Source organism: Enterobacter sp. V89_11 (assembly GCF_029967775.1).
Lineage (GTDB): Bacteria > Pseudomonadota > Gammaproteobacteria > Enterobacterales > Enterobacteriaceae > Enterobacter > Enterobacter ludwigii.
This window is the reverse complement of the sequence record NZ_JASCAN010000010.1, coordinates 41,173-55,228: the sequence shown is the minus strand read 5'-3', so window position 1 is coordinate 55,228 and position 14,056 is coordinate 41,173. Positions and strand designations below refer to the sequence as shown.

General features: G+C 56.4%; 13 protein-coding genes. 5 read left to right on the top strand and 8 right to left on the bottom strand.

Features of this window, described 5'->3' with window-relative positions:
- Window positions 1-88: 88 nt before the first annotated feature.
- Both paaX and paaY read left to right on the top strand, forming a co-directional pair.
- Window positions 89-1,024: a phenylacetic acid degradation operon negative regulatory protein PaaX gene (gene paaX / locus QLG09_RS10075; protein WP_044867798.1), complete on the top strand. Its 936-nt coding sequence runs from the start codon at window positions 89-91 to the stop codon at window positions 1,022-1,024.
- A 9-nt stretch (window positions 1,025-1,033) separates the two neighbouring features.
- Window positions 1,034-1,630 (top strand): phenylacetic acid degradation protein PaaY, encoded by a 597-nt coding sequence (gene paaY / locus QLG09_RS10070; protein ID WP_020884237.1) that lies wholly within the window; start codon window positions 1,034-1,036, stop codon window positions 1,628-1,630.
- 94 nt (window positions 1,631-1,724) lie between these two features.
- Here paaY and QLG09_RS10065 read toward each other — a convergent pair whose 3' ends face one another.
- Both QLG09_RS10065 and QLG09_RS10060 read right to left on the bottom strand, forming a co-directional pair.
- Complete coding sequence (locus QLG09_RS10065) at window positions 1,725-2,663, bottom strand: omptin family outer membrane protease (RefSeq protein ID WP_025204278.1); 939 nt, start codon at window positions 2,661-2,663, stop codon at window positions 1,725-1,727.
- A gap of 193 nt (window positions 2,664-2,856) precedes the next feature.
- On the bottom strand, window positions 2,857-3,762 hold the full coding sequence (locus QLG09_RS10060) for a LysR family transcriptional regulator (RefSeq protein WP_014169938.1): 906 nt from the start codon (window positions 3,760-3,762) through the stop codon (window positions 2,857-2,859).
- Between the two features lie 149 nt (window positions 3,763-3,911).
- On the opposite strand from QLG09_RS10060, the gene QLG09_RS10055 reads away from it, so the two are divergent.
- Window positions 3,912-4,199, top strand: a complete 288-nt coding sequence (locus tag QLG09_RS10055) for a DUF1330 domain-containing protein (RefSeq protein WP_014169939.1) — start codon at window positions 3,912-3,914, stop codon at window positions 4,197-4,199.
- On the opposite strand, the gene QLG09_RS10050 is transcribed toward QLG09_RS10055, so the two are convergent.
- Window positions 4,196-5,590 (bottom strand): amidohydrolase family protein, encoded by a 1,395-nt coding sequence (locus tag QLG09_RS10050; RefSeq protein ID WP_049022236.1) that lies wholly within the window; start codon window positions 5,588-5,590, stop codon window positions 4,196-4,198. The genes QLG09_RS10055 and QLG09_RS10050 overlap by 4 nt on opposite strands.
- Window positions 5,591-5,718: 128 nt before the next feature.
- Between QLG09_RS10050 and QLG09_RS10045 the strand changes: the two genes are divergently transcribed.
- Window positions 5,719-6,699, top strand: a complete 981-nt coding sequence (locus tag QLG09_RS10045; RefSeq protein WP_221716338.1) for a LysR family transcriptional regulator — start codon at window positions 5,719-5,721, stop codon at window positions 6,697-6,699.
- Here QLG09_RS10045 and QLG09_RS10040 read toward each other — a convergent pair.
- From QLG09_RS10040 to QLG09_RS10025, 4 genes are all read right to left on the bottom strand, one after another.
- The gene (locus tag QLG09_RS10040) at window positions 6,622-9,681 is read right to left on the bottom strand and encodes an efflux RND transporter permease subunit (protein ID WP_282488871.1); all 3,060 of its coding nucleotides are present in this window, start codon (window positions 9,679-9,681) and stop codon (window positions 6,622-6,624) included. The two genes, QLG09_RS10045 and QLG09_RS10040, sit on opposite strands and share 78 nt — an antisense overlap.
- Window positions 9,678-10,787 carry an efflux RND transporter periplasmic adaptor subunit gene (locus QLG09_RS10035; RefSeq protein WP_020884232.1) on the bottom strand — a complete coding sequence of 370 codons (1,110 nt, stop codon included), beginning with the start codon at window positions 10,785-10,787 and terminating at the stop codon, window positions 9,678-9,680. Before QLG09_RS10035 ends, QLG09_RS10040 begins: the two co-directional genes overlap by 4 nt.
- 74 nt (window positions 10,788-10,861) lie before the next feature.
- A complete protein-coding gene (locus QLG09_RS10030) occupies window positions 10,862-11,476 on the bottom strand; it encodes a TetR/AcrR family transcriptional regulator (protein WP_014169944.1) in 615 nt (204 codons plus the stop codon).
- Between the two features lie 273 nt (window positions 11,477-11,749).
- Window positions 11,750-12,568 (bottom strand): SDR family NAD(P)-dependent oxidoreductase, encoded by an 819-nt coding sequence (locus QLG09_RS10025; RefSeq protein ID WP_020884231.1) that lies wholly within the window; start codon window positions 12,566-12,568, stop codon window positions 11,750-11,752.
- Window positions 12,569-12,664: 96 nt separating this feature from the next.
- Here QLG09_RS10025 and QLG09_RS10020 point away from each other — a divergent pair, with 96 nt between their 5' ends.
- On the top strand, window positions 12,665-13,033 hold the full coding sequence (locus tag QLG09_RS10020; RefSeq protein ID WP_282488869.1) for a MerR family transcriptional regulator: 369 nt from the start codon (window positions 12,665-12,667) through the stop codon (window positions 13,031-13,033).
- A 36-nt stretch (window positions 13,034-13,069) separates the two neighbouring features.
- Here the strand turns inward: QLG09_RS10020 and QLG09_RS10015 are convergent, their stop codons facing one another.
- Window positions 13,070-14,005, bottom strand: a complete 936-nt coding sequence (locus QLG09_RS10015) for a LysR family transcriptional regulator (RefSeq protein ID WP_282488868.1) — start codon at window positions 14,003-14,005, stop codon at window positions 13,070-13,072.
- Between the last annotated feature and the right edge of the window lie 51 nt (window positions 14,006-14,056).

The window sequence follows — 14,056 nt, the reverse complement described above, 5'->3', positions numbered from 1 at the left end:
GAAGGGACGTTGTCTCCCTCTCCCTTTGGGAAAGGGCCGGGGTGAGGGGAATATGCTATGATTCATCCAGACCAAAAATAACAACAGAATGAATCACATGAATAAACTCGATGCCTTTATCCAGCACGCGGTTAGCTCGGTTCCCGTTAGCGGAACGTCGCTTATCTCCTCATTATACGGTGACGCGCTTTCACATCGCGGCGGCGAGATTTGGCTTGGTAGCCTCGCCGCCTTACTGGAAGGCATGGGGTTTGGCGAGCGTTTTGTGCGCACTGCGCTGTTTCGTCTTAACAAAGAGGGCTGGCTGGATGTGTCGCGCATCGGACGACGCAGCTTTTACCGGCTGAGCGACAAAGGGCTGCGTTTGACCCGCCGCGCGGAGAGTAAAATCTACCGGTCTGAACTCCCCGCATGGGACGGCAAGTGGCTGTTGCTGCTTTCGGAAGGTCTGGACAAAACCACCCTTGCTGACGTCAAAAAGCAGCTGATCTGGCAGGGTTTTGGCACCCTGGCTCCCAGCCTGATGGCCTCCCCGTCGCAGCATCTGGCGGATGTGCAGTCGCTTTTACACGACGCAGGCGTGGCGGAAAACGTCATCTTCTTCGAGGCCCATTCGCCGCTGGCGCTGTCCCGCGCGGCGCTGCGTGCCCGGGTGGAGGAGTGCTGGCAGTTGACCGAACAGAACGCGATGTACGAGACGTTTATCCACTCGTTCCGTCCTCTTCTGCCGCTGCTGAAAGAGGCCGCGCCGGACGAATTAACGCCGGAACGCTGCTTCCAGATCCAGCTGTTGCTGATCCATTTTTACCGTCGCGTGGTGCTGAAAGACCCGCTGTTGCCGGAAGAGTTATTGCCTGCACACTGGGCCGGACAAAGTGCGCGACAGCTGTGCATTAATATTTATCAGCGTGTGGCACCGGGGGCGCTGGCGTTTGTCAGCGAGAAAGGTGAAACCTCCGTCGGCGAACTGCCTGTGCCCGGCACGCTCTACTATCAACGCTTTGGTGGTCTTACTATCGTATAAGGAGTGGAGATGCCCGTTTATCAAATTGACGGTCTGACGCCGGTGGTGCCTGATGAGAGCTACGTTCACCCGACGGCGGTGCTCATCGGCGACGTGATCCTGGGCAAAGGCGTGTATGTTGGCCCGAATGCCAGCCTGCGCGGCGATTTTGGCCGGATTGTGGTGAAAGACGGCGCGAACATTCAGGATAACTGCGTCATGCACGGTTTCCCGGAGCAGGACACGGTGGTGGAAGAGGATGGCCATATCGGCCACAGCGCGATTCTGCACGGCTGTATTATCCGCCGTAACGCCCTGGTAGGGATGAACGCAGTGGTCATGGACGGCGCGGTGATTGGCGAAAACAGCATTGTCGGCGCGGCGGCCTTTGTGAAAGCGAAAGCGGAGATGCCCGCCAACCATTTGATCATTGGCAGTCCGGCAAAAGCGATACGTGTGCTGAGCGAGCAGGAAATTGCCTGGAAGAAGCAGGGCACGCGTGAGTATCAGGTGCTGGTGGATCGCTGCAAGCTGACCCTGCATCAGGTCGAACCCCTGCGCGAAGTGGAGCCCGGTCGAAAACGTCTGGAGTTTGACGAGGATCTGCGACCAAAATCGGCGTCATGAAGGGGCGCGCACCTGCGGAAGTAAAGCAGCGCATCGAAAAAGGCCCCGTCAGGGGCCTGTGAATGTTTACGCTGGCCTGATGCGTTGCGCGAAATCAGAACCGGTATTGCAGACCGGCGGTAACGGTATAGTTTTTGTTGGAAATGCCCGCCGCATCACCGCCAATTGACCCGGATTCGCCCGTGTTAGTATCAATAATCTGCGTGCCGCCTTTGCCCTCTTTGTAACGGCTATACGCGAACTCGGCAAAGACTTTGGCGTGTGGCGTGACGTAATATCCTGCATCCACTGACGCACCATAATAGCGAGAGTCTGAGGTTTTCTCGCGAAAGGTCAGGTCGCGCATATAGTGCTCGTCGTTATCATGAGCGCGCACCCAGTCACTGAATTTAAACAGGCCATTAAATTCGAAATTATTAATACGATACTGCCCCACAAGCCCAATATAAGGCATTGAGAAGCGCTGGCTATAACCAATACCGCGTTCGCCCGCCGGGAAATTCCCCGTGTTGGTACCGTTATCATAATTATAAGAGCCACCGGTGGCCGTCCAGCTAAAACGGGTTTCCTGATAACCGGCAGTCACGCCCGCTTTATAACTTTCGCCCTGCAATATCCAGCCTTTTACATTGAGATCGTATTCATTGGCATAATTGACGTTAGTTGCCGGATGCGTCGAATGATCTGTCCAGCTGGATTGTCTTTCGTTCATCCAGTCATAGTCATCCATATGACCCGACCCGGATGCCAGCGAGGTCCAGCCGCGTGCGTTCAGGGTCAGGAAAGGGTACGCATCCCAGGAAATATCGCCTTTCAGGATGGCGACGTTTTTAATTTTCCAGTCCAGCTGGCTGATTTTTCTGCCTGTGACGTCGTCATACACCATTTCATGGGATTTCCCGCTGAGCATTCCGCCCGAGGCTGAAACGGTGACGCTGTCAGGTGAGAAATTCGGCGTAAATTGCGTTTCCCCTGCGTATACTGCGCCTGAAAAGGCGGCCATCATTGTCAGTAAAAGCGTATTTCTTGTCATTTTTATGTCCCTAATTAAAATTTAATAAATACCTTGCAATTAAATTTTAAAAGCCACGCAAATAACAATCAACTGCCAGTTTTAGTCATTATTCGCATTTGCGCTGTATATTCCTTTCACAAGAAACGTCCCTGAACGAGATAATATTGCCGTCCGGCCTCCGACAATTAGCGTGAATATCTTTAGCAGGATATTAATCAAAGTACGGTTTTAAAATGACTTCCGTCCAGTGCATAAAAGCTCTGACACGCTGCGATAAATTGCGCCGATGGGCGACCACAAAAGCGGCATTAAGCGGTTCAGGAGGCAAATGGGGAAGCACTTCAACCAGCGCGCCGCGCTGGATATGGGGCGCCAGCGCGGAATACCCGCCCTGAATTAAGCCCAGACCCGCCAGCCCGGCTTCATGATAGGCCGGTACGCTGTTGACCCGCGCGGCGCCGGGTAACATGACGGACCGGTAGCCATCACCGTCCGGGTATTGCCAGCCATCAGGCCGGGCACCAAAATTTCGCATGTAATGCACCATTCGGTGTCCCTGACGAAGCAGGTCGTCAATCGTCTCGGGCACCCCGACGCGCTCCAGATAGCGTGGGCTGGCGGCGTTAATCATCCGTAACTGACCCAGCGGTCGGGCAATGAGGGTCTCATCAACAATGGGCCCAAAACGAATTACGCAGTCAAAGCCTTCCTGAACCAGATCGACTCGCCGGTCTGTGCTTGAAAGTTCTATTTCAAGTTCAGGATGCGCGTCCAGCAGTTGTGGCAGGGCGGGAATCACTACGCTTTGGGCCAACACTGCTGGCATATCGACGCGTAAACGTCCCCGCAGTGACATGCCGCCAGGCGCGAACATGGACTGTAGATCTTCAGCATCTGACAACAAATCCCGGGCGCGGGAATAAAAAGCCCGACCGTCTTCGGTCAGCTGTACCGCACGGGTAGTCCGGTGCAACAGCGTCGTCCCGAGGTCATGCTCAAGCTCACGTACGACCGTTGAAACGCGGCCTTTCTTAATGCCCAGGCTCTCTGCCGCCTGAGTAAAGCTCTGCATTTCTGCGACACGCGCAAAAATAGTCAGTGCATGCAGGTTTTTCATTGTTCACCTTCCGGGTAACAGTGCGTTATTTTTTGGGTGATTTATTCCCTTATTGATGACTAATAGAGTGTCTTCATACCGCGTAACGCTGTCAAATAGGTTGATGCGTTTTACACCACCGGCAACAGTCCTCAGGAAGGATAAAGAAGATGAATAAAGGTTATTTAATCGCCCACGTGACCGTCACAGATCCTGCTGCCTATGCAGAATATGCGAACGCTGCTGGGGAAGCGCTGCAGGGGTTCAACCCCCGGGTCATCGTCTGGTCCGGGGAATATGAAAACCTGGAAGGGGAAGCGCATGAACGCCATGTCGTTTTAGAGTTTGATTCGTATGCTGAGGCCAAACGTTTTTATAACAGTCCCGGGTACGTGGCCGCCAGAAAGTTGCGCGCGGGGGCGGCAACCGGGACATTTGTAGTGGTTGAAGGGGCTTAATCCTGCGCCAGCGGCAGGAAGGCGTCAGCAAATATGTCCGGCTCATACCCGGCTGAGGTAAAGAGATGATGACGTGATTCATCAATGGCCTCGCGAAGGCGGGTGATGTCTACCCCCAGCACGTTGCCGTCTTGCTTCACGATTCGTCCGGCAATCATGACGGTATGGATGTTGCTGCGCTCTGCCGCATGGACCACCGTGCCAAATGCATTGCCGGACGGATAGAGGTTGAGATCGCCGGCGTTAATCAGAACCAGGTCGGCCTGTTTACCCGGCGTCAGGCTGCCGATGCTCTCCTGTAACCCTGCACAGGCCGCACCATCGACGGTGGCTGCTTTCAGGAGCTGTTGGGTATGAAGCGTATTTACGGTGTGCGCTGAACCACAGCAGCGCTGCTGATGCATGCCCATGACGCGCTGGAGGTAAAAAGCCACGCGCATTTCCATAAACATGTCGCCGCTGTACGACGTTTCATTGTCAACGCTGAGGCCGGGGCTGATGCCGTGGCGCAGCGCGGACTGAAGGGCAAACATGCCGTCTTCAATCCCATAGTGCGCATCGGAACGGGGGCAGACGTTCACGCGTACGCCCGCATCCCGCAGGATTTTCCATCCGTCGTCCGGCAGTGCGGTGCAGTGATTAAAAATATTGTCCGGTCCCAGAAGCCCCTGCTGATGCAGCGCCTCAAGCTGCGACGCCATTTCACCCCCAAAGAATTCGGTCACGATTGGCAACCCCAGCCTGCGGGCCTCCAGCCATCTCTCCGGTTCCAGCTGGGCCATGACCGCCAGCGAAACAAGACTTTCAGGGTTATTCTGGAAATACTTTTCTTGCAGGCGCTGCCAGTTACCGCGCCAGTGCGTGCGGTCCCATTCTCCGGACACCGGTACACCGGAAGCGTGTACGGCGCGGATCCCCGCATCCAGCAGGGCCTCAACGGCCGCGTCCGAATGCGCAGCGGTGCGGCTGTTATGGGAATTATCAATCACCGTAGTGATACCGGCATCAATACACCCCAGGGCAGTGAGCAGGTTGCCGATATAAATATCGGCAGGGCGATAATACCTGGCGAACGAGAAGTGCGTGGCGTTGCAGTAATCTTCAAGCGTTTTGGCGTCGGGGTTAATGCGGCGCAGTTGTCCCTCCCAGGCATGGCGATGGGTATCCACCAGGCCCGGCATGGCAATCATATGTGTGGCATCTATTATGCGGGCGCCTTCTGCTGCCAGATTTTCACCAATGGCGACGATCTTTGCGCCTTCGATAAGGATATCGCCGCGCTCAAAATTACCCACCCTGTCATCCATGCTGAGCAGGGTTGCGCCCTTAATCAACGTGGCGGGTGGGGTTATGCTCTGATTGTTAATCATATTTCTCAGGTAATCGCTCATCTTCTTGTCCTTTGTCTCTTCATGGGTGAGAAATTACGCCACCCGATTACGGCGAAAAAGATGCTTAACGTGTTTTCATTATTCATAATCTACGAAGAATAATGTGAGCGACGGTCGGGGGAGAAAAGATGGATCGTATTCAGGCAATGCAGATCTTCATGCGGGTAGCGCAGGCCGGAAGCTTTGTCCGCGCAGCCGAAACGCTTTCTCTGCCTTCGTCAACGGTCACCAGCAGCATAAAAAATCTGGAGAATTACCTCCAGGTGCGCCTGCTTAACAGAACGACAAGGCGGGTGAGCCTCACCGCTGAAGGTGTGCAGTATCTGGCGCAATGCCAGGAAATACTGGCGCTAATCGATCATGCCGAAACGAGCCTGACGGCGTCAGTCCGGCGCCCGCAGGGACGCTTGCGGGTGGATATGCCGGGCGGGATCGCGGATTTCATCGTGATGCCTCACCTGAAAGATTTTTACCGGCTTTATCCGGATATCTACCTGATGTTGGGCGTCAACGATCGGCAGGTTGATCTGGTGCAGGAGGGGGTGGACTGTGTGATCCGAACGGGTGATCTGAATAGCTCGACTCTTGTTGCCCGTCCTCTGGGCCGGTTTCGCTGGGTGACCTGTGCCTCACCGGACTATCTCAGGAAGTTCGGTACTCCCCGCTCGCCAGACGACTTATCACAGCATCGGGCGATACACTATTTTTCCGATCAGACCCGACGGGCGGATGCGTTACGCTTTGTCCGCGGGACTGAGACCGTCTCCATCCCTGTCCGCGGCGAAGCGGCCGTAAATGCCACCGGGCTTTATATCAACATGTGCCTTGAAGGTTTCGGGCTGGCGCAGCTGGCTGAGAGCATTGTCTCAGCGCATCTGCGGGAGGGAAGGCTGGTTGAGGTTCTGGCTGACTGGCAACCGCCTTCGGTGCCCGTCACGTTGCTTTATCCCCATCAGCGTTTTCTCTCTCCCGCAGTGCGTGCCTTTGCAGACTGGATTGCCGGGCTTATCCCGGACGCCAGCCCGGCACCGTCAGGCGGCGGGCTTGATCCGAAACCAGATCGCATACATCGCTGGCAGGAAGACGAGGGTAATAATGGTTCCCCCTAGCGTTCCGCCAATCAGCGTGTAGGCCAGCGTTCCCCAGAACACGGAGTGCGTCAGGGGAATGAACGCCAGCACGGCGGCCATGGCCGTCAGTAAGACCGGCCTCGCGCGCTGTACGGTCGCCTCAACCACGGCGTGGAACGGATCGAGACCGTCCTTCTGGTTGTGATCGATTTGACCAATGAGAATCAGCGTGTTTCGCATCAGGATCCCCGAAAGCGCGATCAGGCCGACGAGGGCATTGATGCCAAACGGCTGATTGAAAAGCAGCAGCGTAGGAACCACACCAATAAGCCCCAGCGGTGCGGTCAGGAATACCATGACCATGGCCGAGAGTGAACGCACCTGCAGAATGATTATCAGCAGCGTCAGGGCAATCATGATGGGGAACAGCGGGGCCATGGCCTGGGTGGCTTTGCCGGATTCCTCAATCGATCCCGCCATTTCGATGCGATAGCCAGGTGGAAGCGAATCAACAATGGGTTGCAGCTGTTTCATGATGGCGGTTGACACATCCGGGGGCTGAAGGTTTTCGGCAATGTCTCCCCGCACGGTAATCGTGGGCGTACGATCGCGGCGGCGCAACAGCGGATCTTCCATTCGGATCTCAATCTCCCCGATTTGTGACAGCGGAACGCGTTGTCCGGCGTTACCCACCAGGGTAAAGCCCTCTATCTTCGCCGGATCAAGACGGATATCACCCGCGGCGCGGCCTGTAACCTGTACCGAGCGAATATCTTCCCGCACGGAGGTGATGGGAACGCCCGACAGCAGGAACTGAAGCTGCTGGGCAACGGCGTTCGACGTTAAGCCGGTAGCCTGCAGGCGGTTCTGATCGAGGGTGAAATGCAGGGTCGGTACGCGTGAACCCCAGTCGGTATTGACGGTTCTCATCATCGGACTGGCCTGCAGCACACCTTTAACGTTCTCTGCAATGTCACGCAGTTTATCGACATCCGGACCCATTACACGCCAGGCGACCGGGAAGGGAGAATAAGGCCCGAACACCAGCTGCGTGACCCGCACGCGAGCCTCCGGAGCCAGCCCGCGGGCGACCGCTTCGCGAAGGCGGAACTTAAGCGCTTCGCGTGACTTCTCGCTGTCCGTCATGACGACAACCTTCGCGAAAGAGGGATCGGGCAACTCAGGGGCCATCGCCAGATAAAAACGCGGCGAACCCTGGCCAATGTAGGCGGTGACGATGCTGGCTTCAGGCTGTTTGCGCAGCCACGCTTCGATTTTCGCGGTGGCGGCGCTGGTTTGCTCAATCGATGTGCCATACGGCATCTGCACTTCCACCAGCACCTCGGGGCGGTCGGACGTCGGGAAAAACTGTTTCTTAACCAGCCCCATCCCCAGTACTGCGAGGGTGAAGATGGCCACGACGGACGCGGCGACGATCCATTTTCGGGCGATCACGCGGCTCAGGGTATGACGAAAACGGTTATAGCGCGGGGTGTCATAGATGGCGGCATGACCGCCTTCGACTTTTGCGATGTCCGGCAGGATTTTGACGCCCAGATAAGGGGTGAACACCACCGCCACAAACCACGAAGCTATCAGGGCGAGGCCGACTACCCAGAACATATTACTGGTGTACTCCCCGGCGGTTGACTGCGCAAAACCATTCGGCATAAACCCGATGGCTGTCACCAGGGTTCCGGCCAGCATTGGCGCGGCGGTATGGCTCCAGGCGTAGGCGGAGGCTTTAATTCTGTCGTAGCCTTCCTCCATTTTTACCACCATCATTTCGATGGCGATAATGGCATCATCAACCAGTAAGCCGAGGGCAAGAATAAGGGAGCCCAGGGTAACGCGGTCGAAGTTTATACCGGAGGCTTCCATCACGACAAAAACGACCGCCAGCGTCAGCGGCACTGCCGCCGCGACAACGATGCCCACGCGCCACCCCATACTGACAAAACACACCACCATCACCACCAGCAGGGCGACGAAGAACTTGATCATAAACTCATCGACCGACGAGCGGATATTCACCGACTGATCGGTGACTTTCGTCAGGGTCATCCCCAGAGGCATATTGGCATTGATGTTTGCCGTTTCAGCATCCAGCGCTTTACCCAGCGCCAGGCCGTTCCAGCCTTCACGCATCACAATACCGAGCAGCAGGGTGGGTTCTTGCTGGTTACGGATCTGCAGGGTCGGTGGATCTTCATACCCCCGTTCAACCGTTGCCACGTCGGACAGCCGGAGCGTTTTGCCCTGTGCGATCAGGGGCGTATCGCGGATCTTCTGCAATTTATCGAAAGCGCCGTCGAGGCGGATAAAGATTTGCGCCCCGCGCGTTTCAATCGAGCCCGCCGCGGTTAATGCGTTCTGGCTGTTGAGCGTGGTGAAAATATCCTGCGGCGAGAGTCCCAGTGTCGCCAGACGGTCATGCGAGAAGGAGATGTAAATCCGCTCGGCCTGTTCCCCGATGATGTTCACTTTCTTTACGCCCGGAACGTGCAAAAGCTGCTGGCGCAGGGCTTCGGCGTCACGCACTAACAGACGCTGTGGTTCGCCTTTCGCTTTCAGTGCAAAAAGGGCAAAGGTGACATCGGAAAACTCGTCATTGATCATCGGCCCCATGACGCCCGCCGGAAGGTTTTTGGCTTCATCCCCCAGTTTCTTTCGCGCCTGGTAAAACTCTTCCTGAACCTGAGAAGGCGGGGTTTTGTCCTGCAATGACAACGTGATAAACGCCATACCGGGGCGGGTATACGTTTCCGTACGGTCATACCATTTGAGCTCCTGCAGACGTTTTTCCAGCGGCTCGGCGACCTGATCCTGAATTTCCTGTGCGGTTGCCCCGGGCCAGACGGTGATAACCGTCATTTGCTTAACCGTGAAGGGCGGATCTTCCGCGCGGCCAAGGCCAAAAAACGAGAAAATACCGGCAAGGGTAACCAGAATAATCAAGAACAGCGTGACCGAGCGCTCGCGTACCGCAAGCGCTGACAGGTTGAAACGACCTCCACTCATGGTGTCATCCCCGCCTGAGTGGCATCGCGCTGTTCCGCCAGTCGGACCGCTTCGCCTTCGTGCAGAAGATGGACACCTAACGCAACAATCTTCTCTCCGGGCTGTACGCCGCCGGTCACTCTGGCGATATCATCCCCTACGCTAAGCACCCTGACAGGCTGCCAGACGACTTTTGTCGGCTGAGCGGAAATACGCCAGACGCCAGGCCCTTTCCCCGCATCGTAGAGAGACGCCAGAGGAACCTGCATCACCCGGCTGTCGCCTTTGCCGTGTTCGATGCTCAGCGTCACGGTTGCCCCCAGCGGCGCGTTCGCCAGCGCGCCATCCAGCACGTATCGGGCCTCAAAGGTACGGGTGGTCGCATCGGCTGAATCAGACAGCAGGCGCAGCTTCGCGCTAACGGGCTGTTTTTCGTTACCGTAGAGCGTTGCCAGGGCTGTACTTCCTACGGCAGGGCGCAGGGTTTCCGGCAACTGGACCAGCGCCTCGCGCTGCCCCGCGCGGGCCAGACGGACCACCGCCTGCCCGGCGCTGACCACCTGTCCAGGCTCGGCAAGCGTCTCCATCACCACGCCGTCTGAATCGGCAAGTAGCACGGCATAACCGGTGGCGTTTTGCGCCACGCCTGCCTGTGCCCGGGCAGCGCTGAGCTCCGCTCTGGCGCTGTCGGCTGCGGCTTTAATCTGGTCGTATTCCGACGCCGACACTGCACCGGATGCCACAAGGCCGCGATAACGCGCCTCATCGCTGGACGCTTTACGCGCGCGCGCCTGGGCAGCATCCACCGCTCGCTGCTGGGCCTGCGCCTGTAATTTCAGATCAACAGGATCCAGACGCATTAAAGGCTGGCCCTGCTTAACGGTCTGACCCGTATCGACAAGACGTTCGAGAATTTTGCCCTGCACCCTGAAGCCTAAATCACTTTGCGTTCTTGCCACCACCACGCCGGTAAAGGCGCGTGACGTCTTGTTCGCAGGGATCACGGACGCAGACCTGACAAGCGGTGGCTGCGTGCGCGGATCGTCACTGGCGTGGTTATCGCCGCATGCCACCAGGGCAAACGGCAGGAGGCATACGGCAAGGCGGGCTGAATGAAGCCTGAGCATGGGAACCCTTATTACATTAACAGGACGGTATCCGCATTCTCATTCTGGTGACCAATAAAGTCAATGGTCACTAATCAGGGGGCCAGGCTTCGCAAAATCAGAGAGGAGAGGACAACCGCCGCGGTCGGGGCGGCTTCGAGGTTGTACTGCAGCTGAACAGGGTTAATGAAAGGGCACATCACCATATAGATCGCCAGTGTAGCTTCGTCCAGAGGGGTTTTTCTCTCGAACTCACCGGCTTTTCTGCCCTCGACAACAATGCTCTCAATCAGTTTCAGCAGACGTTCGGAATACCTTTCGGTTGAAGGCCACTTGTCCCGCGCGGCAACGGCGGCGATGTCGTAAAGTTTACGCTCATGGAAAAACAGTTCACTTCCCGCCTCGGTGAGCGCCCTGAACAGACGACGCAGCTTTTCGCTTGCGGATGGCGCATCAGCGATGGCTGCATTGACCGCCGCCATGATCATATCAAGACGGTTCGCGCAGATGACCTCGCCGATTGCCTGCTTGGAATCAAAAAACTTATAGATATAGGCTTTTGAAAAACCGATGGCTTTGGCAAGTTCAGCGACGGTGGTTTTTTCATAGCCGTAATGGCCGAAGTGCTCATACGCAGCTTCGACGATTTGCTCTCGGACCGTGTGATCGAGTGGACCACGTGTGGATGGGGTGTTCATGTCTTTAGTCATTATTTCAGCTTAGCGTGACAGGCTCCGATTGACAACGTGTGACCATTTGGTAATTAGGTCACATGGTTGAGTGGGCAGATGGCACATGCACAGTCGTCTGTGGAACCCGAGGGATAATACTCGTTAGCCCTGAGCCGTTAAGACTGCATCATCAACCAGGTCGGCTAAGTGTATCACTGTTTTTCGCGGGATATTGTCAGTCTTTGCGAGAGGTTGCGCGCGTTTCAGTGCAATTGCGCGGCACTGAAACGTCACGCTTTGACCTGAACGGGATTATGCGTCTGAACGCGCACCCTGACCGGCGGGCTTAGGTCGTAATACTTTTTCAGCAATGATCGCCAGACGTCGGCGGGTGACAAACCGGTGTAACTGGCCCAGCAGCCAGTTACCGCAGCCGGGGATCAGCGTGTTGCGTTGCGTATCCACGGCCCGTAACGCCAGCGCGACCACGTTCTGCGCTGGCATTCTTTTGCCCACTGACGCTTCCTCGGCGTTCACCACCTCAAAAAAGGCGGTATCCGTTGCGCCGGGGCAAAGCGCCAGCACGCGGATGCCGTGAGCGCGGTATTCTCCCCACAGCGCGTTCGAAAAGGAGAGTAAAAATGCCTTTGTTGCCCCATAAATTGCCATATACGGATCCGGTTGCATGGCAGCGGTCGAGGCCACGTTAATCATCACGCCTGAACCTTTACGCAGCATCGCGGGCAGCAGGGCGTGCGCGAGTGCCACGGGGGCGACGCAGTTGACGTTGATCTCTTCACGCTGGCGCGCCAGAGATAGTTTTTCAAATCGCCCGTAGGTGGCAAACCCCGCGCTATTAATCAAAATATCGGGATAAAGCCGTAACGCTTCCAGCCGTTCCACAATGTGGGTAATGGCCTCAGGCAGCGTTAAGTCCTGCACGATAACGGTGAGTGATACGCCGTGCGTTTTGTGTAGCTCAGCCGCAAGCGCCTGCAGCGTTGCCTCGGAGCGGGCAACCAGGATCAACCCCACGCCACGGGCCGCGAGCTGGCGGGCGAACTCCCGTCCGATGCCCGAGGATGCACCGGTAACCAGTGCTGTTTTTCCTGTATAATCAAAAGAATTCATAACATAAATCCCGTTTTCCCTGTCTGTGCGGCACAGGATAAACCGTGTACTCAGGTACACGGTCAAGCGTGATTTTTACAAGGTGAGAACGACGCGATGAGGATCGGCGAGCTGTGTGCCAGAACGGGGTTATCGAAAGAGACGGTGCGTTATTATGAAAGGGCGGGCTTGCTGGAAAAAATTCCGCAGCCAAACGGCAGTAATAACTACAAAGTCTACTCGGCTGTGGATTTACAACGGCTGAAGCTGATCGGGCATGCAAAAATGCTGGGGTTTACCCTGGCTGAAATCGCCGATGTTCTGGCGGTCTGGGTTGATGACCGCTTTACCGCGGAGGAAAAAAAGGCCGCTTTGCGGCGCAAACTGGCGCAACTGGCGGAGAAAGAAGTGGCGCTGAATGAACTTCGGACCCGCTTGACCGATGCCCTTCATAAAGTCGGTCAGCCGTGTGTTGATGTATTTTAAACGGCTGACGCGGGCCGTTTAACGCAACAGGCGGCTTCACGACGTCATCAGCTCACCGCGTTCAGTCTTTTTAAGCCAGTCGATAAAAAACTGGCTAAATGCGGTGACCTGAAGCGGCTGGAGTTTCCGTTGCGGGTAGACAAACTGTAGCCCGACATCTTTGCGATCAAACCGGCTAAAGCCGGTGAAGCTCCCGGCAAGTAACACTTTCAGCCTACCTTTCTCGACATCGTCCTTCACGTCCCACCACGATTTGCCCGCAATGCCAGCCCCGTCGAGGGCCCACTGACGAAGCAGCGCCCCGTCATCACAGACCATGGCAGGCTCTACGCGAACGACGCGCGCTTTCCCCTCAACCTCAAACCGCCATTCATTCATCACCACCCCTTGCGACTCCAGCGCCAGACAGCGGTGGTCCGTCAGCGCGTCACAGGAGGCAGGGATACCCTGGTCGTTAAGATACGCTGCTGACGCGACCAGCACCCGGTGATTGGGACGGATATTTCTGACCACCAGGCTGCTGTCCGGCAGGTTGCCGAAGCGAATGCTCATATCCAGCCGGTTAGCGACCAGATCCTCTACGTGTTCTCTTAAGTAAATGAAAAATTTGATTTCCGGATGCAGGCGGGAAAATGCCATGACGGCGGGGCTGAGATACTGCCTGCCAAAGTCAGAGGGGGCGGAAAGACGAATGTTGCCGCTGAGCACGCCCTCTTTTTGTGCCAGTAACGACTCGGCATGATGCATCTCTTCCAGCACGCGCCGTGCTGCATGATAAAACTCTTCGCCCGCCCGGGTGAGGGAGATAGCCCGCGTGGAACGGTGAAACAGGCGCGTCTGGTAGCGTTCTTCAATCGCCTTGAGGCGGGCGGTCATGGTGGCCGGGGAAAGTGACAGGCGGCGGCCAGCGGCGGAAAGCCCGCCAGCCTCGGCCACTTCAACCAGCAGCGCCATATCTTCGAGTTTACCCATTATTCATATTTTCCGAAAAGTGCATCTGATTTTAGTGTAATTATCAAAATC